Origin of the sequence: Endozoicomonas sp. G2_2, from assembly GCF_017744135.1 — a bacterium.
GTDB lineage: Bacteria > Pseudomonadota > Gammaproteobacteria > Nevskiales > Salinisphaeraceae > Salinisphaera.
The window spans coordinates 1-21,911 of record NZ_JAGHQU010000022.1 but is presented as its reverse complement, the minus strand read 5'-3'; the positions used below and the strand labels follow the sequence as shown (position 1 = coordinate 21,911).

At 58.3% G+C, this 21,911-nt stretch carries 22 protein-coding genes; 8 read left to right on the top strand and 14 right to left on the bottom strand.

Annotated features, from left to right (window positions below; genetic code table 11):
* Positions 1-550 precede the first annotated feature (550 nt).
* On the top strand, positions 551-2,077 hold the full coding sequence (locus tag J7355_RS17105) for a replication initiation protein (protein ID WP_209064881.1): 1,527 nt from the start codon (positions 551-553) through the stop codon (positions 2,075-2,077).
* On the opposite strand, the gene J7355_RS17100 is transcribed toward J7355_RS17105, so the two are convergent.
* From J7355_RS17100 to J7355_RS17085, 4 genes are all read right to left on the bottom strand, one after another.
* Positions 2,074-3,579 (bottom strand): M14 family zinc carboxypeptidase, encoded by a 1,506-nt coding sequence (locus J7355_RS17100; protein WP_209064879.1) that lies wholly within the window; start codon positions 3,577-3,579, stop codon positions 2,074-2,076. The genes J7355_RS17105 and J7355_RS17100 overlap by 4 nt on opposite strands.
* Positions 3,580-3,588: 9 nt before the next feature.
* Positions 3,589-5,016, bottom strand: coding sequence for a S8/S53 family peptidase (locus J7355_RS17095; protein ID WP_209064877.1), 1,428 nt, complete (start codon positions 5,014-5,016; stop codon positions 3,589-3,591).
* 102 nt (positions 5,017-5,118) lie between these two features.
* Positions 5,119-6,177: a recombinase RecA gene (recA, locus tag J7355_RS17090; protein ID WP_247740067.1), complete on the bottom strand. Its 1,059-nt coding sequence runs from the start codon at positions 6,175-6,177 to the stop codon at positions 5,119-5,121.
* An 84-nt stretch (positions 6,178-6,261) separates the two neighbouring features.
* The gene (locus J7355_RS17085; RefSeq protein WP_209064876.1) at positions 6,262-7,002 is read right to left on the bottom strand and encodes a hypothetical protein; all 741 of its coding nucleotides are present in this window, start codon (positions 7,000-7,002) and stop codon (positions 6,262-6,264) included.
* A gap of 68 nt (positions 7,003-7,070) precedes the next feature.
* On the opposite strand from J7355_RS17085, the gene J7355_RS17080 reads away from it, so the two are divergent.
* A complete protein-coding gene (locus J7355_RS17080) occupies positions 7,071-7,658 on the top strand; it encodes a M48 family metalloprotease (protein ID WP_209064874.1) in 588 nt (195 codons plus the stop codon).
* A 1-nt stretch (position 7,659) separates the two neighbouring features.
* Here the strand turns inward: J7355_RS17080 and J7355_RS17075 are convergent, their stop codons facing one another.
* From J7355_RS17075 to J7355_RS17045, 7 genes are all read right to left on the bottom strand, one after another.
* The gene (locus J7355_RS17075) at positions 7,660-7,983 is read right to left on the bottom strand and encodes a hypothetical protein (RefSeq protein WP_209064872.1); all 324 of its coding nucleotides are present in this window, start codon (positions 7,981-7,983) and stop codon (positions 7,660-7,662) included.
* 76 nt (positions 7,984-8,059) lie between these two features.
* Positions 8,060-8,428 (bottom strand): hypothetical protein, encoded by a 369-nt coding sequence (locus J7355_RS17070; protein WP_209064870.1) that lies wholly within the window; start codon positions 8,426-8,428, stop codon positions 8,060-8,062.
* Positions 8,425-8,751 (bottom strand): hypothetical protein, encoded by a 327-nt coding sequence (locus tag J7355_RS17065; protein WP_209064868.1) that lies wholly within the window; start codon positions 8,749-8,751, stop codon positions 8,425-8,427. The genes J7355_RS17070 and J7355_RS17065 overlap by 4 nt, the downstream gene beginning before the upstream one ends.
* Positions 8,751-9,122 (bottom strand): hypothetical protein, encoded by a 372-nt coding sequence (locus tag J7355_RS17060; RefSeq protein ID WP_209064866.1) that lies wholly within the window; start codon positions 9,120-9,122, stop codon positions 8,751-8,753. Before J7355_RS17060 ends, J7355_RS17065 begins: the two co-directional genes overlap by 1 nt.
* Positions 9,123-9,184: 62 nt before the next feature.
* Positions 9,185-9,703 (bottom strand): PH domain-containing protein, encoded by a 519-nt coding sequence (locus J7355_RS17055; RefSeq protein ID WP_209064864.1) that lies wholly within the window; start codon positions 9,701-9,703, stop codon positions 9,185-9,187.
* 101 nt (positions 9,704-9,804) lie between these two features.
* The gene (locus J7355_RS17050; RefSeq protein ID WP_209064862.1) at positions 9,805-10,284 is read right to left on the bottom strand and encodes a hypothetical protein; all 480 of its coding nucleotides are present in this window, start codon (positions 10,282-10,284) and stop codon (positions 9,805-9,807) included.
* Entirely contained in the window at positions 10,284-11,426 is a 1,143-nt protein-coding gene (locus tag J7355_RS17045) for a sigma-70 family RNA polymerase sigma factor (protein ID WP_209064860.1), read from the bottom strand. Before J7355_RS17045 ends, J7355_RS17050 begins: the two co-directional genes overlap by 1 nt.
* Before the next feature lie 342 nt (positions 11,427-11,768).
* Here J7355_RS17045 and J7355_RS17040 point away from each other — a divergent pair, with 342 nt between their 5' ends.
* Positions 11,769-13,805, top strand: coding sequence for a helicase-related protein (locus J7355_RS17040; RefSeq protein WP_209064858.1), 2,037 nt, complete (start codon positions 11,769-11,771; stop codon positions 13,803-13,805).
* Between the two features lie 338 nt (positions 13,806-14,143).
* Here the strand turns inward: J7355_RS17040 and J7355_RS17035 are convergent, their stop codons facing one another.
* Positions 14,144-15,583: an IS1182 family transposase gene (locus J7355_RS17035; RefSeq protein WP_209064856.1), complete on the bottom strand. Its 1,440-nt coding sequence runs from the start codon at positions 15,581-15,583 to the stop codon at positions 14,144-14,146.
* 232 nt (positions 15,584-15,815) lie between these two features.
* Between J7355_RS17035 and J7355_RS17030 the strand changes: the two genes are divergently transcribed.
* The 3 genes from J7355_RS17030 to J7355_RS17020 all read left to right on the top strand — a co-directional run bounded on the left by J7355_RS17030 (position 15,816) and on the right by J7355_RS17020 (position 18,311).
* On the top strand, positions 15,816-16,736 hold the full coding sequence (locus J7355_RS17030) for a DMT family transporter (protein ID WP_209064854.1): 921 nt from the start codon (positions 15,816-15,818) through the stop codon (positions 16,734-16,736).
* Positions 16,737-16,894: 158 nt separating this feature from the next.
* Positions 16,895-17,359, top strand: a complete 465-nt coding sequence (locus J7355_RS17025; RefSeq protein ID WP_209064852.1) for a hypothetical protein — start codon at positions 16,895-16,897, stop codon at positions 17,357-17,359.
* The gene (locus tag J7355_RS17020) at positions 17,349-18,311 is read left to right on the top strand and encodes a hypothetical protein (RefSeq protein WP_209064850.1); all 963 of its coding nucleotides are present in this window, start codon (positions 17,349-17,351) and stop codon (positions 18,309-18,311) included. The genes J7355_RS17025 and J7355_RS17020 overlap by 11 nt, the downstream gene beginning before the upstream one ends.
* Before the next feature lie 69 nt (positions 18,312-18,380).
* Here the strand turns inward: J7355_RS17020 and J7355_RS17015 are convergent, their stop codons facing one another.
* Positions 18,381-19,268, bottom strand: coding sequence for an ImmA/IrrE family metallo-endopeptidase (locus tag J7355_RS17015; protein WP_209064848.1), 888 nt, complete (start codon positions 19,266-19,268; stop codon positions 18,381-18,383).
* 2 nt (positions 19,269-19,270) lie between these two features.
* Positions 19,271-19,597 carry a helix-turn-helix transcriptional regulator gene (locus J7355_RS17010; protein WP_209064846.1) on the bottom strand — a complete coding sequence of 109 codons (327 nt, stop codon included), beginning with the start codon at positions 19,595-19,597 and terminating at the stop codon, positions 19,271-19,273.
* Positions 19,598-19,736: 139 nt separating this feature from the next.
* Here J7355_RS17010 and J7355_RS17005 point away from each other — a divergent pair, with 139 nt between their 5' ends.
* Together J7355_RS17005 and J7355_RS17000 are read left to right on the top strand one after the other, a co-directional pair.
* Positions 19,737-20,843 (top strand): multiubiquitin domain-containing protein, encoded by a 1,107-nt coding sequence (locus J7355_RS17005; protein ID WP_209064844.1) that lies wholly within the window; start codon positions 19,737-19,739, stop codon positions 20,841-20,843.
* A partial coding sequence (locus J7355_RS17000) for a ThiF family adenylyltransferase (RefSeq protein ID WP_209064842.1) occupies positions 20,840-21,911 on the top strand: 1,072 nt, incomplete at its 3' end. The genes J7355_RS17005 and J7355_RS17000, both read left to right, overlap by 4 nt.

Genomic DNA, 21,911 nt, shown 5'->3' with positions numbered 1-21,911 from the left:
CTTCGTTCTCTCTTTGGTGCCCGCATGTCGAGACTGCTCGCGCCTGTCTTCTGTCTTACCTCTCGTGAAAGTGTCTTCAGCAGCAGCTCTGCTGTTGTTTCTATCTTTTCTCTTGCAGAGCATTGAAATATTCCGGATCCGAAATTAACAGAGAGAACAGCAACTTATAGAAATCTGGGTGTAAAGAATAACGCACCGAGGTGTAACGAATACTGATCACACGCTCCTGCAGGTGTAGCGAATGATGGGTAGCGGTGTAATGAATAACGGCGAGGTGTAGTAAATAACGCCTCGAGGTGTAAGAAATGATGGGGTGTAAGAAATAACGGGTGTCGGCTTTCGTTCGTAGAAACTATGACGCCTCAACTGCGCAAACCTACACGCGTCGTCCTCGATCGGCCGCTCTTCTTCGCTCATTCACGAACACGGCCAAGGCTAGAGGTGTAAGAAATAATGGGAAGACCGATCGAGGGTAAATCTCGAATCAACCGTGGATAGGTGGCTTCGGGGCGGCAGCTAGATCCGGTTTATGCCAGGGGTGTAAGGAATAATGATTCGACCACTCATCGGCTCGTATGTTGGTGTTGACAGAGTCACGAATCGCCGCCTAGCTTTGCCATCAAATAAAGGCAAGCGGGCAGAGATGGGCCAGACAATGTCGTTGCTGGAGGAGCAAAATGAGACGATCAGTCTCAATGCGACTGTACTCCGTAAGCACGTCTACGCGGTTCATTGCGCGACACCGCTGACCCTCCTCGAGATCCAGCTCGCAAACGTCCTGCTTCAGAATGCTCTCCGCATGGGGTCTGTGGACAGTCTTAAACATCAGCGGATGCATCGTATTTACGTTGCTGACTTGGTTGAGTTGCTTCGGCCAGGCAGCCGCAATTACAAGCAGATCTATAATTGCGTGGATCGGCTGCTCACCAAAAAAATCAGGTGGGCAATCACTGAGGACGCAAAAACAAAGCGGTGGGGCGGATCAGCTTGGCTCGCTGGCTACGATTTCGAGAAGGATGGCTTTCTCTACTACTCGTACTCAGCCAACCTTGTAGATCAGCTTCTTAATCCCGCGGTCTATGCGAGGCTGAACTTCTCGATCCAGCACCTGATCACGTCTCGTCATACGCAGAGTCTCTATGAGAACTGTGCACGATATCGCGAGTGGGGACAGACCAAGGTTTGGGATCTGGAGACATTCCGTGAACTCATGGGTATCTCGGATGCCGCTAGCTACGAGAAGTTCAAGGAGCTTCGACGTAGTGTGATTGCCCCAGCGGTCAAAGAGATCAATACCAAAACCGAACTCTTTGTCGAGCCAGAGTATTTCAGGCGTGGCCAGCAGGTTGTCTCTGTGAGGTTTCAGGTCCGTGAAAATACCTCATATGAAGGCCCGACCATGCCAGCCATCCGCCCTGTTTCTGAGCAGCTGGATACGGATGCCCTGGAGTCGCGCGCGGAAACCTACGAACGGCTGACGATTTTCGGTATAGAGCACTCTCGGGCGTCCAGTCTCATCGCGCGTTTCAGTGATGATCACATCAACCGCAATCTCGATCTCGTTGCTGAAAGGCTTTATCGAAAGCCTGAATCAGTGAACAGAATTTCTGGGTTGGCAGTTAATGCTGTCGAGTGTGACTACAGCGGCAAACAACCCGACGCCCAGAAGGTGCTCGACTTCGAAACCCGCAATGAGCGTGATAATCGGCGGCAAGAGGAGGAGCAACAACAGGCTATGAAAAAGCTCGCCCGTTTCGAGCAGGAGCTGTTGCCGAAGTGGAGAGCTGAGCAATGGATCGGTCAAGTCGATAAAACCGAGAAGCAGCGTCAGTGGGACGCGTTCCGTGAATATCAGACCAGCCAGACGCCCTTCATCGCGAAGATGTTTCGTGAGGATCCCACCGGCAATTCGACGTGGGTCTCATCACTCTGGAGAAATTGGGTTAAGGAGCACTGCCTACCCGAATGCACCGATGCTGACCGGGAAGCGTGTGCGGTCGATTTGAAGATCGACTTGGAGCGCTTGCGGAGGGTCGCGCGGGAAACGCGCTCCTCAGAGCCGCTAACAGATAATTAGGGCTGAGCGGGGAGGGAGTAACGTGTCCGCACGAAATCGCGCAGATGGTCGAGGATACGAAGGCGAACACGACGGGCAGGCGCGTGGTCCTCTGACGGAACGCTGATTTGTAGGACGTCTACACCCCTTTCGCCGCTCGCATACTGAGCGAGTGAGCCCGGCTCATAGGGCTCGTATCCAACCAGCAACGGCGCCCAGTCCGCCGCGATTTCACCATCTCCGTGAAATGTGACCAGCCCATCGCCGGCACGAAGCTCAACGATCAAATCCGGTGAAAATGCAGAGATCGAAGCGACAAGAGCGGCGACCTCAGACTCGGAGCCACCATGAGAGCCAGGGTTCTGGCCAGATACCCGCAGAGACGTAGGCTGGGCGAGTGTCGCCGTATGAGACCAATCCTTGGTCGGCAGATTGCGGGTGAGAATGACCCCATGAAAATTGCTGGAGCGGGGCGGTGTGGCCAGTAGCCCATCAGGGTTGACTATCGGGATCGTCAGCCATGAGATGTCCTTTGTCGCCGCGAGATCGTCGATCCAGTGGAGCAACGTATCCACGCTGCCAGTCTGGGTGCCTGATACACCCGCAATCACCATGACCCGCGGTGCCGCGTCCTTCTGCTTCATGACCTGTCCCATCACAGGATTATTCATCCCGGTGCTTCCAAGGCGGAGTGTGCGGTCAGCTGGGCAGAGTTCGTCAGCAGGCGTATTGATCCGTCTACCCAGGACAGTGCATATCGTCACAAGGTCAGCTTCTATGGACGGTTCGGGGCGAGCAGGGCGCCTGTAGGGGACTGCCACGCTTGCTTGGTCGTCGGTATGCGCCGCGGTGCCAGAGCGCCCACTGACGGGCACAGGGGGCGATGAGTTGGATGCTTGCGGCATGATCGCTGTGGCTACCGGCACCTCATCGACGCCAACCGGAACGGCCTGTTGAATGGTCGTAGGCCCAATCGATATCACTGGCTCGGGATATGCAAGCGAGGGTTGAATGCCATGGTCCGGCTCTGCCAGACCGCCGGCGCCGCCGTTTTGCTGGTTCGGCTGCGCTGCGATCTGCTCGATATCCAGGGAGATCGAGCTGTCACGCTGTAGGGTCAATGACGCCTTAGTCTGGCTCTCGATCGTTGCGTTTGCAGTTGGCGCTGCAGAAGCAGATGCCTGCGTGGCGGCAGTGTCATGGGGAAGGGGAGAGCTCGGTGACGCCACGAACTCGGCTGTATCAGCTCCGTCAGTCTCGCGCTGGGTTTCAGCAGGGCCAGGCTGGATGCTTGAGACTGTCGTGGTTGTGGTGTTGTCGGTAAATTCGAAACGTGTGTACGTGAGCATCGGCAGGGCATAGATGACCAAGAGTCCAATGCCAATCATGCCCAGGCCGATGATCGCTTTCCGGTGACGATCTCGACGGGCAACCTTTGAGAATGGGTCATATTCAGACATTGCAACGTCCTCAGACGAACAAAAAAAGGCGCGGATCGACAGAATCGAACCGCGCCCGATCAAGGCTGACGCTTAGTAGAGCGGCGCCATGCAACCGTCTTCGCTCAGGCTGAAGTTGCCGCGGCGATCGCGGAAGTACAGCATCCCGCTTTCGTCACGGATATATGCCGTGCAGTCGCTGATGCCGGTGCCGGCAGGCGCTGCGGCGGCGCTATAGCCCGGCGCGGTTGCCTGCTGAAAGGCCATCGGTGCCGAGGCGGTAGCAACCGGCTCGCTAGTGGCAGTGCGGTTGCTTGCCTGCGGGGTCACGTCCTGCGTTTCTTCCGGTACGTCGCAGTCGCCGAAATCACCACCGTCGACGATGGCCTGGCCGAGCGTGATCGCAGCCTGCACATTCAGAAGGCCAGCGCCGTAAAGCTCGTCGTAGCCGGGGTCGCCGAGGTCATCGGCGGAGCAAAGCAGCACATCGACCACGGTTGCAGCGTCGAGCGTCGGGTACAGACCACGAATCGTTGCCGCTGCACCGCCGACAAGCGCCGTCGCCGGGCCGGTGCCATAGCCGTTGTAATAGCTCGACTCGATCGTTTCATCGCCGTCTTCGGTGAGCGAGTTACAGACGGTCGCCGACTGCGACGAGCCACCGACAACACCGCTGGAACAAACCGCTTGGCCCGGCGCAACGATGAAGTGACCGCCCAGATCGTCGGTATAGCTACTCGGCGCGTATGCGGCGGCCGAGTTTTCCAGCAGGTTGCCGTCCCCATCGGTCGCACCGACAACGATCATCTGGCCGCCGAACTCGGGATCGTCCGCGTTGTGGGCATAGTTGTAGGTGCCGCGGGTCTGCACAGTGTCCGGGACATTGCCGCCACTGAGCGCGATTACCCAGTCATTGGAGGTCACCGCATCGCGCAACTCGATATCGAACTCCGCGTTATCGATACTTTCGCTCACGTCGTAGGTAAGTAGCAGCACGTCGGTCGTGAAATTGGCTTCGGTGAACGTCAGTGCTTCACGCGAGTTACCCAGCTCACGGTCATCGGGCGCACGAAAGACCCGAATGTTGTTCAGCGTTACAGCCGGTGCTACACCGACGTTCTGGCCGGCGACCAGACCGGCATAGAAGGTGCCGACGCCAGAGTCGTCTTCGGACGGCATGTACTCCGTACCGTCATCATCCGTGGCACCGAACATGCCCGCCACCGTCAGGTTCTCGAACTCCTGATGGTCGAGGTCGACGCCGAAGCTGAACAGCGTCAGGGAGGCGCCGTCGCCGCTGTTGGAGCGATCCTCCGGACCGTTGATGCCGTCGAGGCCGTTGGTCGTGTAATTGACCTCCGGCGTGTTATCGCCGCCGCCCGTATCCGAGCCATTGTCGGAGCCGCCGCCCGAGCTGCCGCCGTCGTCGTCGTCGCCTCCGCCGCTACCACCACCGCAGGCGGTCATGGTCATCGCCATGGCGATGAGTAGAGTGATGAGCTTCATATTCAGAGTTCGCATATCGCGCTCCTAGTTTCGTGGGTTCAACCAGTAAAGGGATTGGAGAGGAGTACCTTCTGAGACACGGCGATGCCGTGGCATCGCCGAGCATCGATGTCGTTGTTATTGCGTGCTGACCACAGCCTCCTTGCCGGCATCGGTGCCGGCCATATCGGCGGCGGGGTCATTCGCCGAAGGGTTGTCCTTGCCGAGCACGCGATTGCGCATGGCATCGTATAGATCGCGGTTGTCGAGCAACCGCTTTCGCAGTGCGGCCTGGCCTTGTGCGATTTGCTGGCCGTCAAAGCGATACCAGCTGCCGTTTTTCTCGAGCACGCCGGCGCTGAGTGCCTGGTTGATGAGATCACTCGCCGGACATAGGCCACAATCGAAGTAGAGCGGCAGTTCGACCTTCCCAAACGGGCGGCCGACCTTGTTCTTGGCGACCTTGATCCGCGTCACCGCGCCGATCACATTCTCGCCTTCCTTGATCTGCTCTGCGCGGCGCACGTCCAGCCGGATCGAGGCGTAGAACTTGAGTGCATTTCCGCCTGTGGTCGTTTCCGGCGACCCGAACATCACGCCGATCTTCATGCGGATCTGATTGATGAAGATCACGAGCGTGCCGGTGCGCTTGATGTTGCCCGTGAGCTTGCGCAGTGCCTGACTCATGAGACGCGCTTGCAGCCCCACATGGGAGTCACCCATATCGCCTTCGATTTCGGCCTTGGGCGTGAGCGCCGCGACCGAATCGACCACGACAACGTCAATACCACCTGAGCGGACCAGCATGTCGGCGATCTCGAGCGCCTGTTCGCCCGTATCCGGCTGTGCGATATGCAGTTCGTCGACATCAACACCGAGGGTTTCGGCCCAGACGGGATCGAGTGCGTGTTCTGCGTCGATGAATGCGGCCAAGCCGCCCACGCGCTGAAATGCCGCGACGATCGACAGGGCGATGGTCGTTTTGCCAGACGATTCCGGGCCGTAGACTTCCAAGACACGGCCGCGCGGCAGACCGCCGCCGATGACGCGATCCAACCCAATGAGGCCGGATGAAACGCGATCAACCTGGACGTTCGGCCCATCCTTCATTTTGTAGATAGCGGCAGTGCCGTAGCTTTTCTCGATCGCTTTGAGTGCAGCACTCAGTGCCTTCGATCGGTCTTCAGTCATGGTCATGTTTCACCCCTTGGAAGTGACGGTGTTTGTCGTGGCACAGCCAGACTCGGACGCGCCTTGAGCGCCGCAACCCCTAATTGCGGTTTATTTCGAAATTTTGTGGCCGGCAGGATTGCGGCTCGGGTCGTAGGCGAGTTCGTCGATCCGTAGGAGCTTCTTGCTCGGCGTGGGGTAGACCACAGTGGCCGTCAGACAGGCGCCGTCGCAGGTGACCTTTCCGTGATCGACCAGCTCAGCAGCACCCCAGAGGCAGGTATTCCCCGTATCGCTCGCAACGCCATCGGCATGCGTATCGGACGGCTGGCCGAACAGACCGCCACGAACAAAAGCAGCCACGGTTTGTGCCGTCCCGGTACCGAATGGCGCTTCACGCTTGAAGCTCTCACAGGTCGGTTTGCCGCCGTGGCGGTTGCGTGCGTCGGCCATCAGCTCATGCGCGGTGACGGACGGCCACGCCAGAGTGACGCGCCGCGTGACCCGAAAGACCGTGGGCTCTTGAGCAGCAGAGGCCCGTGTCGTTTCGACGGTGAGCTTTATCGTGTGCTTTTCATCACGATCGAAGGCAACCTGCGTGAACCGCTGGGTGTCGCCCTCGATCTCGTGCGTGAATCCTTCAAGTAGCCGCCGCAGCTCGCCGGTGACCGGATCGCCGAGGGCAACGAAGTCCACGCCATAGGGCAAACGCTCGGGATGAGTCGCGCCGGTCAGGTCCGGTGCATCGGCCGGGGCAACCGGAGGATCGGCGGCAAGCGCCAAGGACGACCCGCAAGCGAACGCAATACCCAGCGTCAGTGCATGGCCCAGAGGATAGGAGGTGCTTCGCATAGCAGTGCTTTCATCGGTGTATGGCCATCTCACTCTCGCCCCCCGATAGAGCGCCGCAACCCCTGAAGATGATCTTTCGAGAAACCACCTGCGCCGTGTGTCGTGGGGTCGCTGCGATCCTGCTATCGGTGGCCGGGGCAGGGGGCGCATGGGCCTCGCCTCCGCCCTGTAACGACAGCACCCCTCAAACGGTATGGCGGCAAATCAATGCCGTGGTGGCGGCGCCGGGTGACGGCTGGTCCCTGGAGTGTGTCCAGGCCGAAGGGATCAACGCCTATGTGGATCACGCCCATCACCGTGTTGCGTACCATCACGATGTCGCCGGTCTGAGCAACAACGAAATCGCAGCGATCCTTTCGCACGAACGCTCTCATCTGGCTTTAGGCCACCCGCCGCCCGGTGGCGCGATACGGAGTGCCACGCAGGAAGACGCCGCCGATCGGCTTGGCGTCTTCTATATGCGTCTTGCTGGTTTTGACCCGCACGGGGCGATCAATCTGTTGAGTCGATTCGAGCAGACGCCGGACGACCTGTCCCGGCGCCGGCGACTCGAAGGAAATATCGCGGCAGCTGAGGCCTGGGTACCTATGACACTCGAACCGCGCGAAGCCCGGCGGCTCGGCACATTGATACGCCGCCGGATGATGCGTGATTGAATCAGCGGGCGGTGTGAGGTTTGCTCAAACGAGCGATCGCGAATAGCTGGCCTTTCGACCAGTCCGCCGTGACATCGCAGACCATCTGGCCTTGTTCGTGGGGAATGAGCATGTGGACATCCTCGAATGCTTCCCCGGTGTCGACGCGATAGGTGACGACCTCACAGCCGCCTTCGTCGTAGAACGGCAGTTCGATACGGCGCTCGTCACCGTCACGGGTCAGATGCAGCATGTTGCCGTCCACGCCGCACACTTCCCAGCCGACCTCGCATGTGATGGGTGCGATCGCCAGGGATTCGTTGATCATCGTGTAGCCGTAATTCATGGGCAGGGGTCTCCGCGTGAGCTATGGACACCTTTGATCCTGCCCCGCAGCTGGTAAGCCGCAAGGAATTTCTCGTTTACCCGGCGCTGGCACGGCGGCGTAACTGTGCGCAGCTGCCCTTATCGGCCCACCTGCATTGGCCCACAAGCGCATAGTGAGGGCCTGATCTGCGTAGAAAGACTCGACGATCACGGCGGATCGATGCATCTGCATGAACCGAGGTATAGGTTACGCGCGCCTCAAGCCCATCAGTGCCGATACGTGCCGAGCCATGTACGACGAGATCGCGGATCGAAGCAGCCTCTATAGCCGTGGGGTCGGCGGACTTCGCCAGCTGTATACGCTCGTTGACCAGCAGGGCGTGACGAATCTCCGAGGCTGATGTGGACAAGCTATCGCAGCCAACACCGAGCAGTACGACCAACAGGGCGATGGCCTGTTTCATGGGGTCGCCGGGCGAATCGAGAGGACACGCCATGCCCCATTATCGGGAGTCAGCGTCACGATAGCGGTTTGCCGGCTCTGCTGGCTTCGATACGTGATGCCGTAGACGCTCCAGAGGTCGTAGTCTCCACTGGGCAATCCCTGGGTGCGATCGATAACCACGTCCTGGATCTGGATCTCGTCGATCGATTTCGGGCGTTTGCTCGGGTTGGTAACGCCGAGTGCCTCATCGATGAGCCGCAGCCGTAGTGCTTGGCGCAGATCGAGGGCGTCCGGTTCAGGTGCGCCGCAGGCGGCCAGCAGGCCTGCAGCCAGGGTCAGCATCAGAATTCGAGCAAGCATGGTGCAGCGGATGTGGCCGGTTCTCGATCTTTGAAATGCCCCTGATACGTGCGCTCACGCATCGTCGAAGAACAGCTCATGCCACGCTTCGGAAGGTCGATGAGTGCTTTCTCAGGCGTCAGCCATTCGACCAACTGTCGGTAATGCGCGTCCGGGTTTTCAGACTCGAGCATCGTAAAGACACGGTCGGCATTCAGACGGCGAAACAGGTGCTGCGCGCCATCCTGTAGTTGAATCCAGACCTTCGTGACACGCCCGGGTTGGGCACGAAATGCCACACGATCGAGGAGTTCGCTGTTCACTACGAACAGCGAATAATCGTGGTGGAGTCCGGGTGTTGGTTTGGCGGGCATAGGTGAGGATGTCGGGGTCTCTAATGCTCTATGTATCGCGAACAGCGAGCGGGCCCAAGCACCTACTCAATGACACGGGTGCCTTTCCGCCCCCTGGCGCGCTCATAGGTCTTTCGCAGCAAGTCCTCCAGAGGTTCTGGATTGCGTACAGCCAGCAAGTTGAGATCCGGGTCCGAGCGATCACTGCTCGTGACATAGACGACACCGCGGCCGAACAGGCGCATCACAAAGGGCGAGATTGTCCCCGAGTCCTCGACGCGATAGAGCGCGACACGTGACATGCGTGTGGTCAGGATGCCCCAGCGCTTGGTGAGGCGTTCGCTCGTCAGCTCGTATCGCGTCAGGTGAATCTTGGCGAACTCAATACCGGCGATCGCGGCGATCGCGATGCTGCCATAGGTGGCCAGTCTGCCTGGCATGAGCACCCAGAGGACGAGGATTGCCGTCGCGCAGAGGAGGTAGGTTCCCAGATTGACGATCTGGCCCGCTGATCCTTTCCAGATGACCTGGTTATCGGCACTGGAAATACTGGGGTCTTGGTAGTCGAACTTCGGATCGTCGCTGTCGTCATCGTGCGCCATGATTGAGGTCTCCGGCAGGGCAGGGCCGCAGGTAATGCGGGTCTATCCCGTTAAAGGGCCGGGCCGACCAGCAATCGGCTCACAACGATCAGGAAATTGCGTCAGGCATGGCGCGGATCGCTGAAACTCGGCAGCGCGCCGCGCTGCAGGCCGAATTCGCAGAGCGTGCTCCAGCAACCGAAGACGCGATCCAAAGCGTTCACCTGGGCTTCGATCGAGGGCATCGGACGCCGCCGGGTGGCCATGGGCTCGAGTTCGATCTCGTTGTGAGAGGTTCGCCTGCAGCGCAGTACGACATCCTGGCGTGCGTCGTGCGCCATGTTCACATTGAAATCGAAGGAGACATCCCCGAAACGCGAGGCGACGGCATGGCGCCGGAACCGGGCGGCCGCGGTGGGCTGAACCATGACCGGGTAGCCGTTACCGACAGTGCCTTGAAGCACGATTCCGGTGATCCATGTCTCGTCGATCGCACACACCAACACCCGCGCCTCGTTCGCCAGAACGACGGTGTTGCCGATGAATATCTTTGCTGAGCACGGCTCGCGCACAGGTGGCAGCGCCACTTCTACAATCGACATCAGGCGCTCGCTGCCACGGGCATGGTCATGCACTGGACTTGATGGTTTTCGCGCAGGGCCCGGAGGCCTGCGTTGTAGATCTGGCGGACGCGCTCGACCGAGACATCCAGTTGCCGTGCGATCTCATGTGCTTCGAACGGGCGGGGACAACCCAGTCCAAAGCGCATCCGCATAACTTTCTCAGTAGCCTTGTCGAGGGTAGCCAGAACGCTTTCGCACATCTTGGTCTGTTCGAGTGCGATGACGCTCTCCTCGGTGTCTTCAGTCGCGATCGCGACCGGTACCGAGCTGTACTCGATCGCGTCCATAGACATCTCTGCCTGGTCGAGCTTCAGCAGCTGTTCGATCTCGGCAACGGGCAAGTCGAGCTGCTGGGCCAACCAGGGCGCCTGGCGTGAAGTGGCATCCGATAGCCCCTGCGTATCGAGTATCGCGTGAATGCGACGCAAATTGCGACAGTCGGTGCGGGATGTCGAGACCTGAGATCGCGCGCTATCACGCAGCGGGGTCGCGTAACTTCGAAACCACTGGAACGCGCATGTTGCGAACTGGAAGCCCCGTTCGACGTCGAAGCGCTGGCTGGCACGCACGAGTCCTTGGCGGGCCGCCTGGGCGATGTCTTCGCGATCTTGGGGGTGCGCGCGCACATGCTTGGCCATCCAGAAATCGATAAGCGACAGGTTCGCGATGACGAGGCGGTGTAGCCATGCATGGCCACGGGCGCGTTCCTTCTCCACGCGCTCCATCAGCTCTTCGTGGATCGGCTCGTCGAGATGCTCGAGCACAGCCGAGATCCCATCCATCGTGATCCGCAGGCGGTCAGCGAGACGACGGTCAGCTCGTAGGCACTGACATTGCGCGTTATTCAGCGTGGACAGCTCATCCGCGACAACCGAGATGCTGGAGTGAAACCAGATGCCCGAGTCGGGTTCGCCGGCGCAACGAGAGGCCAGGACGTCATACAGCGCGCGACGCCCGGCCGCGCATTGAATCGCCCATGTCAGGGCACGAGCCCACGCTCGATCAGCCTGGCGGAAATAGTGCTCGCGCTGGTCGCGCGAAGCGTCGGGTTGTTCGGGAAAATTCGTCATGGCGATCAGCCTCCTTTGCTCGCAGGCTGATCCCCGCATAGCGCGCCGCAAGGGCTGCGTATCGGCTCTTCGGCATGATTCAGACGAAACGAGGGCATGCCCCTTAAAGGACGTTCACAGGAGCAAACCGCTGGCATGTAAAACCCGGCCCAAGTGGGCCGGGCTCGGGCAGTTCCCGATACTGGGTCGTGCAACCGTCCCAGTGGCCGGTTCCCGTACCGTGACCAGATGGTCTCGGCGCACAATCAGGAAAGCGCGGCCGCGTGTAGCGAAACAGAGTTAGCTGGCCCCAAAGACCGCTAGTCGGTTCACATGAGGGGGCTTTGTGGGGATAGATATCGCCATCTATCTCTCATGGAAGAGCAACGAAGCACCCGTCGCCTACGCACACTCATGATCCCGGGTGACTACGAAGTGATCCCGGCGGCCCTCACGTCGTTGAAGGGTCTCGATCTTGCCGTGGCATTGCGAAAGAGCGCCGGCGACGGTGACACGCTGGCCCTGTGTGGCCGTTTCGAGTGCCCGGATATTACCGACGAGCAATGGCGGCCCCGGATCGTCGACCACCATGGCCACCACGTCAGCGTCACGATCAGCTTCGACACCCCAGGACTCCGGAAGGTCTTCGCGAAGCTGCACGATAAGCGCGCCTCCTTCTTCGGACCGGTCTACAGGCAGGGGCGTGATTGGCATATCCATGATCCGGAACCCATGGCGGCAAGCCGCACCGGTCAGCCGCGGCCGGTCTATGACATTCATCACATGACCCGGAGTTCGCTCGCGCGCGAGCACCTTGATGATGTGGGCGGGAGCTACCTGGAGCAGGCGAAGCTGCACAACGAGTTCATCCGCGAGGTGCGCAGTCCCGAGAGCTTTCGCAGCTATTTGTCGGCGAGTGCCAAGCGTCTGCTCGACCGGGGTCTCAAGGATCAGGTCAGCCGACGTGTCGCGCTCGGTGATCCCAGCATTGCGAACGCGCGGGAGAGCATCCGGGCATTGCTCACCACGATTCACTTTCCAGCGTCTCAAGAGGAACTCGATGCGGCACTGACGCGAGTTGATCGAGTCGCGGCCGTCGCCGTTCGTGCCTCGGATGTGCGCGAGGCGGTCAAAGCACGCCGGCGACACATGCGACTCAAGCCGCAGGGCAATATCTTTCGTCCCGACCCGCGTTACACGACGGTCGAAGGCCTGACCGAGCTCGCGGTGAATATGCCGTTCTCACCGACGAGCGAGCAGTACGCCGCGGTGGCAGAGATCGTGGTGGATATGTGCGAGGGCCCGGTTATGCGCCGAGTGCTCTCCGGTGATGTCGGTACCGGCAAGACCGTGATCTATGCGCTTACCGCCGCGGCCGTCGCCGCCAGTGGGGGCACGGTCGGGGTGATGGCCCCTCGCCAGCTGCTGGCCAAGCAGAACTACGACAAGCTGAAAGCCTGGTTGCCTGGCCACGCGATCGGCCTGGTCACGGGAGAGGGACGCAGCGGTGATCCCGAAGCGAAAATCTGGGTCGGAACGCAGGCGGTCGCCGGCCTGGGCAAGACGCTGGACGCGGTTCTGGTTGACGAGCAGCAGCTCATGTCAAAAGAGCAGCGAGAAAGCCCGGCCGGTGCCACCGGCCATCTGCTCGAAGGCACCGCGACCTGTATCCCTCGCACGACGGCGCTCGCGCAATCGGGCGAATGGGCCGTTACGCGCCTGTCACAGACCCATGTGGAGAAGACCTTCGAGCATCGACTTCTGATGCCAGCACAGCGCGGGCAGCTCGTCGCCGACCTACGCCAGGCGATTGAGCAGGGACAGACGATGCTCGTCGTATACCCGCGGCTCAACAAAGGCGCGGTCTTGAAAGATGGCACGGTGGCGCCGGCCCTGCGGGAGAGCATCGACGTGTGGGAGCGTCTGTTTCCTGGGAAGGTGGTTTATGCCCACGGTGGCGACCAAGCGCAGCAGCTCGAGAATGACGCGGCGATTGCAGCCATTCGCCGGGGTGACGCTCAGATTCTGGTGGGGACCGCGATACTCGAGGTCGGCATCGACTTGCCGTCAGCCGAGCGGATCGTGGTCGTGCAGCCGGATCGATTCGGCATGAGTCAGCTTCACCAGCTGCGCGGCCGCGTCGCACGCGCCGGCGGCACGGGCTACTGCGATCTCCTGTTACTGGAGGAGCCATCGGGTCCGCTGCACAAGCGGCTGAGCTACTTCTGCCGGATCACCGATGGATTCGTGCTCGCAGAACGGGATCTGCTGATTCGCGGGGGCGGTGACACCACCAGCGAAGGGCACGTTCAATCGGGCAAGGCGCCGAAGTCGCCCTTCGAGAATCACGAGCTGTCGAGCGAGATCCTGCCGGAGATCACGGCCGAGCTTGAGCAGGAATACTGGGCTGAGTTCGATCGCAAGAGCAGGGCAGCCGATCGATCGCAGTAAAACGAGGCCTTGTTAAAAAGGCCAGCTTCGGGGCTGTGGCCGAGCCGAGCCTCCGTTCTAATATATTGCCGCTAGAGATTATCAACTCACTCTGTTGCGTCCATACAAGCGGAACAGTGTGGTATCTCGAAGCATCAGCCCGTGTGTCCGCTATCGGCCCAGGCTGTGTGAAAACGCATGAAACGGTGCGCACGAGTTCAATACGGCATCGTGTGGCCCTGCTCGGTCAGCTTTTGCGGTGATGAGCGAACGGACATTCCAGTTAGTCCGGCTTCCGACCCGTCGCCAAATCCGCCTTTGGCCGCTTCGATCGCGCCGTTAACAGGGCACTATCGCGCTCAGGCAGTCATCGCCCACATCAACGGCCCGATCCCGATGATCCGCATCACGCGTTTCAGGTTATAGGCCAACACGTGCAGGCTCATTTCCGTTCGCACATGCGCGAGTGTGCGCATCAGAAAATGAGTCGAGCCCATCCAGTGCTTGAGCGTTCCGAAGGGATGTTCGACGGTTTGCCGTCGTATCCGCATAAGATTTGGATCTCGATCCAGCCGCTGTTGCATGCGCTCTAGCACCGATTCGTGCTCCCAGCGTTTGACGCGGCGTTGCGCCGCCGCCGTGCATTGCGTCTTGATTGCACACGTTTTGCAGGCTGAGCTCCAGTAGCAATGCAGCGTCTGGCCTTTTTCCACCGTGCTGAAACGCCAGATCAGGGTCTGATCGGCCGGGCAACGATAGGTGTCGCTATTGGGTTCGTAGATGAAGTCGCGTTTGCCGAACTGGCCTCTGGCCTGGCTGTTGGAGGTCTGCGGCTTCGGCACATGGACTTGGATGCCAGACCTCTCGCAGGCCACGATCTGTTCGCCGTTAAAGTAACCGCGGTCGGCGACCGCGGCCAGGGTCTCGGTCTGCATGGCTGAACGCGCTCGATCTGCCATCGGCTGTAGCTGCGAGCGATCATGGCCGACGTTGGTGACCTCATGATCGACGATCAGATGATGTTCCGCATCAACCGTCGATTGGACGTTGTAGCCCACCATCCCCGACCCCTTGCCGCCGGTCGCCATGGAGCGCGCATCCGGATCAGTCAATGAGATCTGTTGATCGGGTGCGGCCTCTACAGCCTTCGCCATAACCTGCATACGTTGCATTTCCGATCGCAGCGTGTCGATCTTGTCCCGAAGCTTTGTCGTACGGGCCTCGGTGACCTCGCTTTGACGCTGACGATCGGCACTGTCGAGTTCTGACAGGTAGCGCGCCACACTGGCTTCGATCTGTTCGATACGCCGCTTTACCTTGGCGCGGGTGAAGTTGCGATCGCGGCTGTTGACGGCCTTGAACTTGCTGCCGTCGATAGCGACCAGCGCCTGCGAGAACAGGTCGAGACGACGGCACAGCATCACAAACTCACGGCATACACGTCGGATCGCTGGACCATTGTTTCGACGGAAATCCGCAATCGTCTTGAAGTCCGGCGCGAGCCGGCCAGTCAACCACATGAGCTCGATATTACGCTGGGCCTCGCGTTCCAGCCGCCGGCTGGACTGCACCCGGTTGAGATAGCCGTAGATATAGATCTTGAGAAGCGTGGCCGGGTGATAGCCGGGCCGACCGGTGGCCTGGGCGGTGACGCGCTCGAATCCGAGATCGGCAAGGTCGAGGTTATCGACAAAGAGGTCGACCACCCGGACTGGATTGTCCTCGGTGACGTAGTCGTCGAGGCTCGCTGGCAGCAGCGCGCTCTGCGAACGGTCCGCACCGGTCACGAAACGACTCATCCGGCTCTCCGCTAATAGCCTGCGAGAAGTTTAACCGGCGGGGGCGTTTTCACACAGCCTGGGCCAGAAGCGGACCTCATTTGCCAAGCATCGATCTTCCGTTCTGACTCTAGACCCAGGCGCTAGTGAGTATTGGGTGGAGTCTGAATGAGACCGCAAGATTACGAGCGCACTACGTCGGTGGCTTTGATGAAAATACTCGCAATACTCACCACGTCAGAGGCGAGACAATATGCCACCGACAATCAATCAATCGATGGGAAGCCGCGAATGGGCGATGTTGGTCGCGCTGTCGCTGCTGTGGGGCGGATCGTTCTTCTTTGTCGAAATCGCGGTCGATGCCTTGCCACCATTGACGATCGTGCTCTTGCGCGTCGGTGTCGCAGCGATTGCGCTCTGGACCTTTGCGTTCGCCACGGGACTACGCCCACCACGTGATACGCGGATTTGGGGAGCCTTCATTCTTATGGGGCTGCTAAACAACGTGGTTCCGTTCTCGTTGATCGTCTGGGGCCAGACGGAGATCGGAGCCGGACTGGCATCGATCCTCAACGCAACCACACCGCTATTCACCGTCGTCGTTGCTGGCACTCTGCTATCGGACGAACGCAGCACGCCGAACAAGATCCTAGGCGTTATCGTCGGTTTTGTTGGCGTGGTGTTGATGATCGGGGGCGATGCGTTAACCTATCTGGGTGGACACGTTGCCGCCCAGCTTGCCGTCTTGGGTGCAGCCATATCCTACGCATTTGCAGGAGTATTCGGTCGACGCTTCAGGGCGATGAATATCAGCCCTGTGACAACCGCTGCCGGTCAAGTCACGGCCTCGTCGATGCTGCTGGTCCCACTGGTCATTGCCTTCGACTGGCCCATCGATACCCATGCGCCGTCTGCGTGGGTGTGGGCCGCGATAGCGAGCCTCGCCATTCTGTCGACCGCCTTGGCGTACATTCTCTATTTCCGGATTCTTGCCAGCGCTGGCGCGACCAACCTGCTTCTAGTGACCTTCCTGATCCCTGCCTCAGCCATACTGCTCGGTGTTCTGGTGCTGGGAGAGACTTTAGCACCCGTTGATTACATGGGGATGCTGCTGATCGCGTTCGGGCTGATAGCGGTCGATGGACGTTTGATACGCAAGATTCTCCCAAACTGATCAAGCCAACCCCATAGGGCAGAACGACTGCTTTGGGTCGCAATCGGCCAAAAGCGGGCCTTGATCACCTTGCTGGAGGGTAAAACAGTAGCGTTTGCTTTTTTCGCTTGCTTTCGAGCATTGTAGCGGAGGGGTTCGGAGACTTAGGACATAGGGCTTTGGCGATTGAGTACGAGCCGCTGTTGGATGCTGGCGTTCATCCGATGGCGGCGGCTGATATGAAACCTATTCTCGTTGACTCGTTCACCGACAGGAAGGGCCGTAGAGCGTATTTAGTCTCTAGGCTGCACGCCTTCCTTGAGGACTTGGTTCAGCTAATAGGCACGACATTTAAAGTCTGGGTAGATGGCTCTTTGCTATCAAGCAAGCCTGAGCCTGCAGATGTTGACCTAGTTGTAATAGTGGAAGGTAGTCATCTCAACGCGCTCAGTGTGCAGGAGAAGAGTGCCCTGAGAGAGATCTTTGTTACCGAGCGGCAACACGTGAAACAGAGATACAGCTGCGATGTCTACCTGATGTTAGCGGACAACGCCGACCAGGAGCAGTATTGGCGCGAACTCTTCGGCCATGATAGGGAAGGCCGGCCCAAAGGTATTATCGAGGTGGGCTGCAATGGTTGTTGATATAAGTCGCACTGAGAACCTACTCGAAAACGCTACCGAGCATCTTAGGGTTCTTGAGGCGCAGTACGAACGAGCGCCTGAAGACTTTGCGCAGGAAATTGCCCTGGGATCAATGCGTAACCACGTAGACGACCTTCAGCAGCAGCTAGCGCATGCAAAGGCGCAGCGCGAGGTTGAAGTCGTGGAGTTACGGCTGTCGGGGCAGAAAGCTCAGAATGGGACTTTGCCGCTCGACCTGCTCGGTAGCCTAGCAACCCATATCGCTAGATTTCTGTACGCCACAGCAAGTAGACATGAGCGCGGGCTAGAAGCGAGGGGGCCGTTCCGTGAAGAGCTCAAGGAAATGCTTGGATTGCGATTCGGTGGGCTTGCAGCTGGATCTACTCGCGTGTTCATCACGGGCAAAACGAATCCGGACATACTTGGTCGCAGTCTTCTCGAAGACACGTTGGAAACTACTTTTTCGTTACTTACCGACTTCCAACAGGAGGATGCCTTGATGGCACAGGTACATGCTCTGGGAGATCGTGGTACTAAAAAATTGACGAACTTAATTGATGCTTTGCAAAAAGCTCAGCTTGAGGCATCGATTCTGTGGCGGGCGCCCGATCACTCGAAATACGAGTGGACGGCAAATGCCACAACTATTGCTGCTTTATCAGATCGGCTACATCAAATTTCAGCTCAAACGCGCGAAGTTATTCAAATAGAAGGTATTGTTCATCTTATCGGCAGGAATGGACGAATAGAAGTTGACGGCGGTCAAGGTAACGTGATCAGAGCCACCTTCCCGCAGACAATGCTTCCGCGAGTACAGGGACTTCGCATCGGGCAGCGGTTAAGCGCTTTGTTCAATCGTACGAGAGTGACGAATGTGGCTACCGGAGCTAGTAGAGATTACTACGACTTGCGCGAGATCGATGATCCCGCGGCGAGCCAGCTTGAAACGTAGCTCTTTTCTCTTTTATAAATTTAGCCTTCGACTTTTCCCAATAACGGACGTACCGATGGAGGAATTTGCCTACTTCCGCCACTGAAGAGACTGGTAGACGGGAGCGAGGATCTCATTCTCAGGTGACTCCCAGCGAGGGCTCTCGTCCGGCAGAAGTAGCAAACCTAGCGTGTACGGGTAGTCGCCTTCAAATGCGATTGCGTGTTCGATCAGTTCAACGTCGCTAGGTTCGTTACTAAACCATGCGTTCGCCCTCAATTTGCCGGTGATAGGCCCGCTAGTAGCATCAGCTTGATTTACAGCCGACTCGTCCGGAATTGGAATTGTGAATTTCTTAGACGAAAGATAAACCTTCGATCTGAAGGCGCTACGACTTGATCTCGCCCATAGTACGAAACCATCTCGAACGGCAACCACCACCGCGCGCTGTGTTGCGATTTCTGTCCATTTTAGAGCCGCCGCCATTAACGAAACCCCATATCGATCGCTACAACGGCGAAGCATTTCTATGGACGGTGATTGCCCAGCCACTTGGGTGCGAAAGTCGTCTAGCGGCATGAGCAGGAACGATGCAAACACATCCGCTTCGGCCTCTATATTCCGCTCATCCCACTCATACATGTTCTTAGGTGAGCACTGGCACCGATTCCGCAGTTGCCGGTGCAGAATGTAATGCCCAAACTCATGGGCCAACGTAAACCGGATTCTGCCCGGGGACTGAATTTGGCTGTTGTAGCCGATTTTCCATTTCTTAGCACTTGGGTGTTGAGCGAGGAGGCCATCGACTCCCTTAATGTCGAAGGGCTCAATCGAGACGATAGGCTCGTTCGCATATCGAACTCTACTCACCTCCTTGGCCACCCTTTCTACATCGACAGGGAAGCGCTCCTCGTCAGGTAGCGCTCGAAGCAGCTGAGAAATCTTATTGGCTTCGGCAATCGGGCTTCCGGTCGGCATGCTCAGTCCTCGTCATCCCAAAAGTCCAAAAACTGACGAACCTTTTTCTTCGCCCTAGTATCAAGCTGTTTGTAGCGGCGGAAAAACGCTTCGTCGAGCATGCCGGTTTCTGGATCAACCTCGGTCGATCGATCCAGTAAGAACTCTTCTGTAACGCGCAGTGCGGAAGCAATCTTGATGAGTTTATCGGTGGAAGGATTGGCCTTTTCCCGATTCTCGAGTTCCCAAAGATATCCCTTACTAGACCCCGTAGCCTTTGCGAGTTGGTCGAGGCTCATTTCGAGCTCGTTTCGCCGGGAGCGTATTTTTTTTCCGATTGATGTTGCCATTGGGTCTCCTAAGAAGGATGGCGACCATACTATATACCGAACAAAAAAATAACGGTTGACAGAATGGCTCGCAGCAGTCATGGTGCTCACCAGTCGTTCGTTATAACGAACGAAACGATACAAATTTGGAGAACGAGCGATGAGCAGCTTCGAAAACGGTCAGTCTTCTTCCAACCACGTGTCTGACGAAAAGTCGGGGGTCTACGTCAATGGCGAGCCCGTATCGCTAACCGACCGCACTCCGACTGGCCGGCAAGTGATAGCCGCTGCAGACCTTAGGCCCGATACAGAGTTTGCGCTGTTGCTATGGCCTGAGACGGGGCCGACTCGAGAGATCGGGTTGGAGGAAGTGACTCGCATTCCTAAGAATGGATCCGCTATCGAGTTTTTGGCCATTCGTGCGGACCATGTCTCTTATTTCGTCTTTGACGACGACCGTTACGCTTGGGCCGGTCCACTGGACCTTGAAACGATCCGTCGGATTTGCCGTGTGCCCTCTAATCGAACGGTTTGGCTAGAACTGCGAGATGAACCTGACCGAGAGCTTGAACACGGAGAGTCAGTAGATTTGAGCGGTGCCGGCGTAGAGCGCTTTTATACGCGTGAGCGGAAGTGGCGGTTGGATGTACAAGGTGAGCCTACCGAATGGGATCACCCAGACGTAATCGTTCGAGACGCGCTTGTGAGAGCCGGTTTCGACACCTCTCAAAAATGCGTAATCGTTTTAAAAATGAAAGGCAAGCCGCATAGCGCGGTCGAACTCGACGATGTCATCGATCTTGATCAGCCGGGAATCGAGCGCTTGTGGTTGCGGCCGAAAGAGGTCAATAACGGTGACGGACAGTCGCCCCGCCGTGACTTCTCACTATTGCCAAAAGACGAGGATTTTTTCACGGCATCGAACTATTGCTGGGAGACCATCGCGGAGGGTGGGCGCCGCTGGTTGATAATCGAAAACTATGCTGTTCCCAGAGGTTACAACGTGCCCAGTTGTCGTCTCGCGCTGGAGATTCCACGGTCTTATCCGTCAGCGCAAATTGATATGTTCTACTGTGACCCCCCGCTTTCACACGAAAACGGGAAAGCCCCGCCTGCTACGGATGGTCGGAAGACTATTGTTGGCGTGTCGTTCCAACGCTGGTCGCGCCACCGCAATGCTGCTAATCGCTGGTCTCCTACTCGTGACAACGTCGCAACCCACTTGGGTCTTGTAGATGAAGCCTTAGGTCGGGAGATTGAGGCATGATTCGGCCCCGCACACTCGTTCTACCAGGTGTTACTCATCGACGACTAGAAAGGCACCTGTTCCCCGGCGATGGGAAGGAGGCCGCAGCTATTCTGCTCTGTTCGCGTGTCGAACGTGCAGGGCTAAAACTGCTCGTCCGTGATGTCGTTGAGGTCCCCCATAAACAGTGTCATCGAACGGCCTCCTACTTGACTTGGCCTGGTGAATATATTGACCAGGCGCTGGCTGCCGCAGAGGGGGATGACTTGTCTATTCTCTTGCTTCATTCACATCCGACGGGTGTGTACGAATTCTCACATATAGACGATCAGTCAGACCAAGAAGTCATCCGGTCATTGATCATGGCAGGTCCAGTCGGTCGCAACGAACATCAGCCTTGGCATGGGAGCGCCATTATGGTCCCCGGCGGCGAGATCAAAGCTCGAGTCTACGACCGCACGATGAGCGCTCACGCTGTGGAATTGGTCGCGATTTACGGAAATGACCTTCGCTTCTGCTGGGATGATGATGAGAAACCGTGTAAGCACACCATGGCTTTCGGTGAGGGAATGACGACCGTGTTGGCCAAGCTCAGCGTGGCGGTGGTGGGCGTGTCAGGTACGGGGAGTGTTGTCGCCGAGCAGTTGCTTCGCATGGGTGTTGGCGAATTGATCGTGGTGGATTATGACCGCGTGGAACAGAAAAACTTGAACCGAATACTCAACACAACGGAGGCTGACGCGAGTGAGAATGTCCTAAAGGTCGACGTATTTGCGAATGCTGCAAATCGTATTCGCTCAAGTACGCGTGTTAGGCCTATCGTGAGCGATATCAGCAAACGAGATGCCATCGAAGCCGTCGCCGAAGCCGACATCGTTTTTAGCTGCGTTGATAGCTTGGAGGCTCGGCATATCTGCGATCGCTTGGTCACCGCCATGCTGCAGCCGTTCTTCGACGTCGGGGTGACGATCCCTGTCCGGACGCCGGCGCGTGGGATGGTTATTTCAAACGTAAGCGGCCGAGTCGATTATGTCCAGCCGGGCGGGCCGACCTTAGGCGACCGCGGAGTCTACACCCCCGAGTCACTAG

What these genes read in the sequence shown, in the direction of transcription:
- J7355_RS17065 (WP_209064868.1), bottom strand. Translation starts at nt 8,751, where the DNA reads ATGCTGACCCTGGCTGCAGGCCTGCTGGCCGCCTGCGGCGCACCTGAA.
- J7355_RS17070 (WP_209064870.1), bottom strand. Translation starts at nt 8,428, where the DNA reads ATGAAACAGGCCATCGCCCTGTTGGTCGTACTGCTCGGTGTTGGCTGC.
- J7355_RS17075 (WP_209064872.1), bottom strand. Translation starts at nt 7,983, where the DNA reads ATGAATTACGGCTACACGATGATCAACGAATCCCTGGCGATCGCACCC.
- J7355_RS17035 (WP_209064856.1), bottom strand. Translation starts at nt 15,583, where the DNA reads ATGAGTCGTTTCGTGACCGGTGCGGACCGTTCGCAGAGCGCGCTGCTG.
- J7355_RS17015 (WP_209064848.1), bottom strand. Translation starts at nt 19,268, where the DNA reads ATGCCGACCGGAAGCCCGATTGCCGAAGCCAATAAGATTTCTCAGCTG.
- J7355_RS17040 (WP_209064858.1), top strand. Translation starts at nt 11,769, where the DNA reads ATGATCCCGGGTGACTACGAAGTGATCCCGGCGGCCCTCACGTCGTTG.
- J7355_RS17050 (WP_209064862.1), bottom strand. Translation starts at nt 10,284, where the DNA reads ATGTCGATTGTAGAAGTGGCGCTGCCACCTGTGCGCGAGCCGTGCTCA.
- J7355_RS17010 (WP_209064846.1), bottom strand. Translation starts at nt 19,597, where the DNA reads ATGGCAACATCAATCGGAAAAAAAATACGCTCCCGGCGAAACGAGCTC.
- J7355_RS17005 (WP_209064844.1), top strand. Translation starts at nt 19,737, where the DNA reads ATGAGCAGCTTCGAAAACGGTCAGTCTTCTTCCAACCACGTGTCTGAC.
- J7355_RS17085 (WP_209064876.1), bottom strand. Translation starts at nt 7,002, where the DNA reads ATGCGAAGCACCTCCTATCCTCTGGGCCATGCACTGACGCTGGGTATT.
- J7355_RS17080 (WP_209064874.1), top strand. Translation starts at nt 7,071, where the DNA reads ATGATCTTTCGAGAAACCACCTGCGCCGTGTGTCGTGGGGTCGCTGCG.
- J7355_RS17055 (WP_209064864.1), bottom strand. Translation starts at nt 9,703, where the DNA reads ATGGCGCACGATGACGACAGCGACGATCCGAAGTTCGACTACCAAGAC.
- J7355_RS17095 (WP_209064877.1), bottom strand. Translation starts at nt 5,016, where the DNA reads ATGCGAACTCTGAATATGAAGCTCATCACTCTACTCATCGCCATGGCG.
- recA (WP_247740067.1), bottom strand. Translation starts at nt 6,177, where the DNA reads ATGACCATGACTGAAGACCGATCGAAGGCACTGAGTGCTGCACTCAAA.
- J7355_RS17020 (WP_209064850.1), top strand. Translation starts at nt 17,349, where the DNA reads ATGGTTGTTGATATAAGTCGCACTGAGAACCTACTCGAAAACGCTACC.
- J7355_RS17060 (WP_209064866.1), bottom strand. Translation starts at nt 9,122, where the DNA reads ATGCCCGCCAAACCAACACCCGGACTCCACCACGATTATTCGCTGTTC.
- J7355_RS17105 (WP_209064881.1), top strand. Translation starts at nt 551, where the DNA reads ATGATTCGACCACTCATCGGCTCGTATGTTGGTGTTGACAGAGTCACG.
- J7355_RS17030 (WP_209064854.1), top strand. Translation starts at nt 15,816, where the DNA reads ATGCCACCGACAATCAATCAATCGATGGGAAGCCGCGAATGGGCGATG.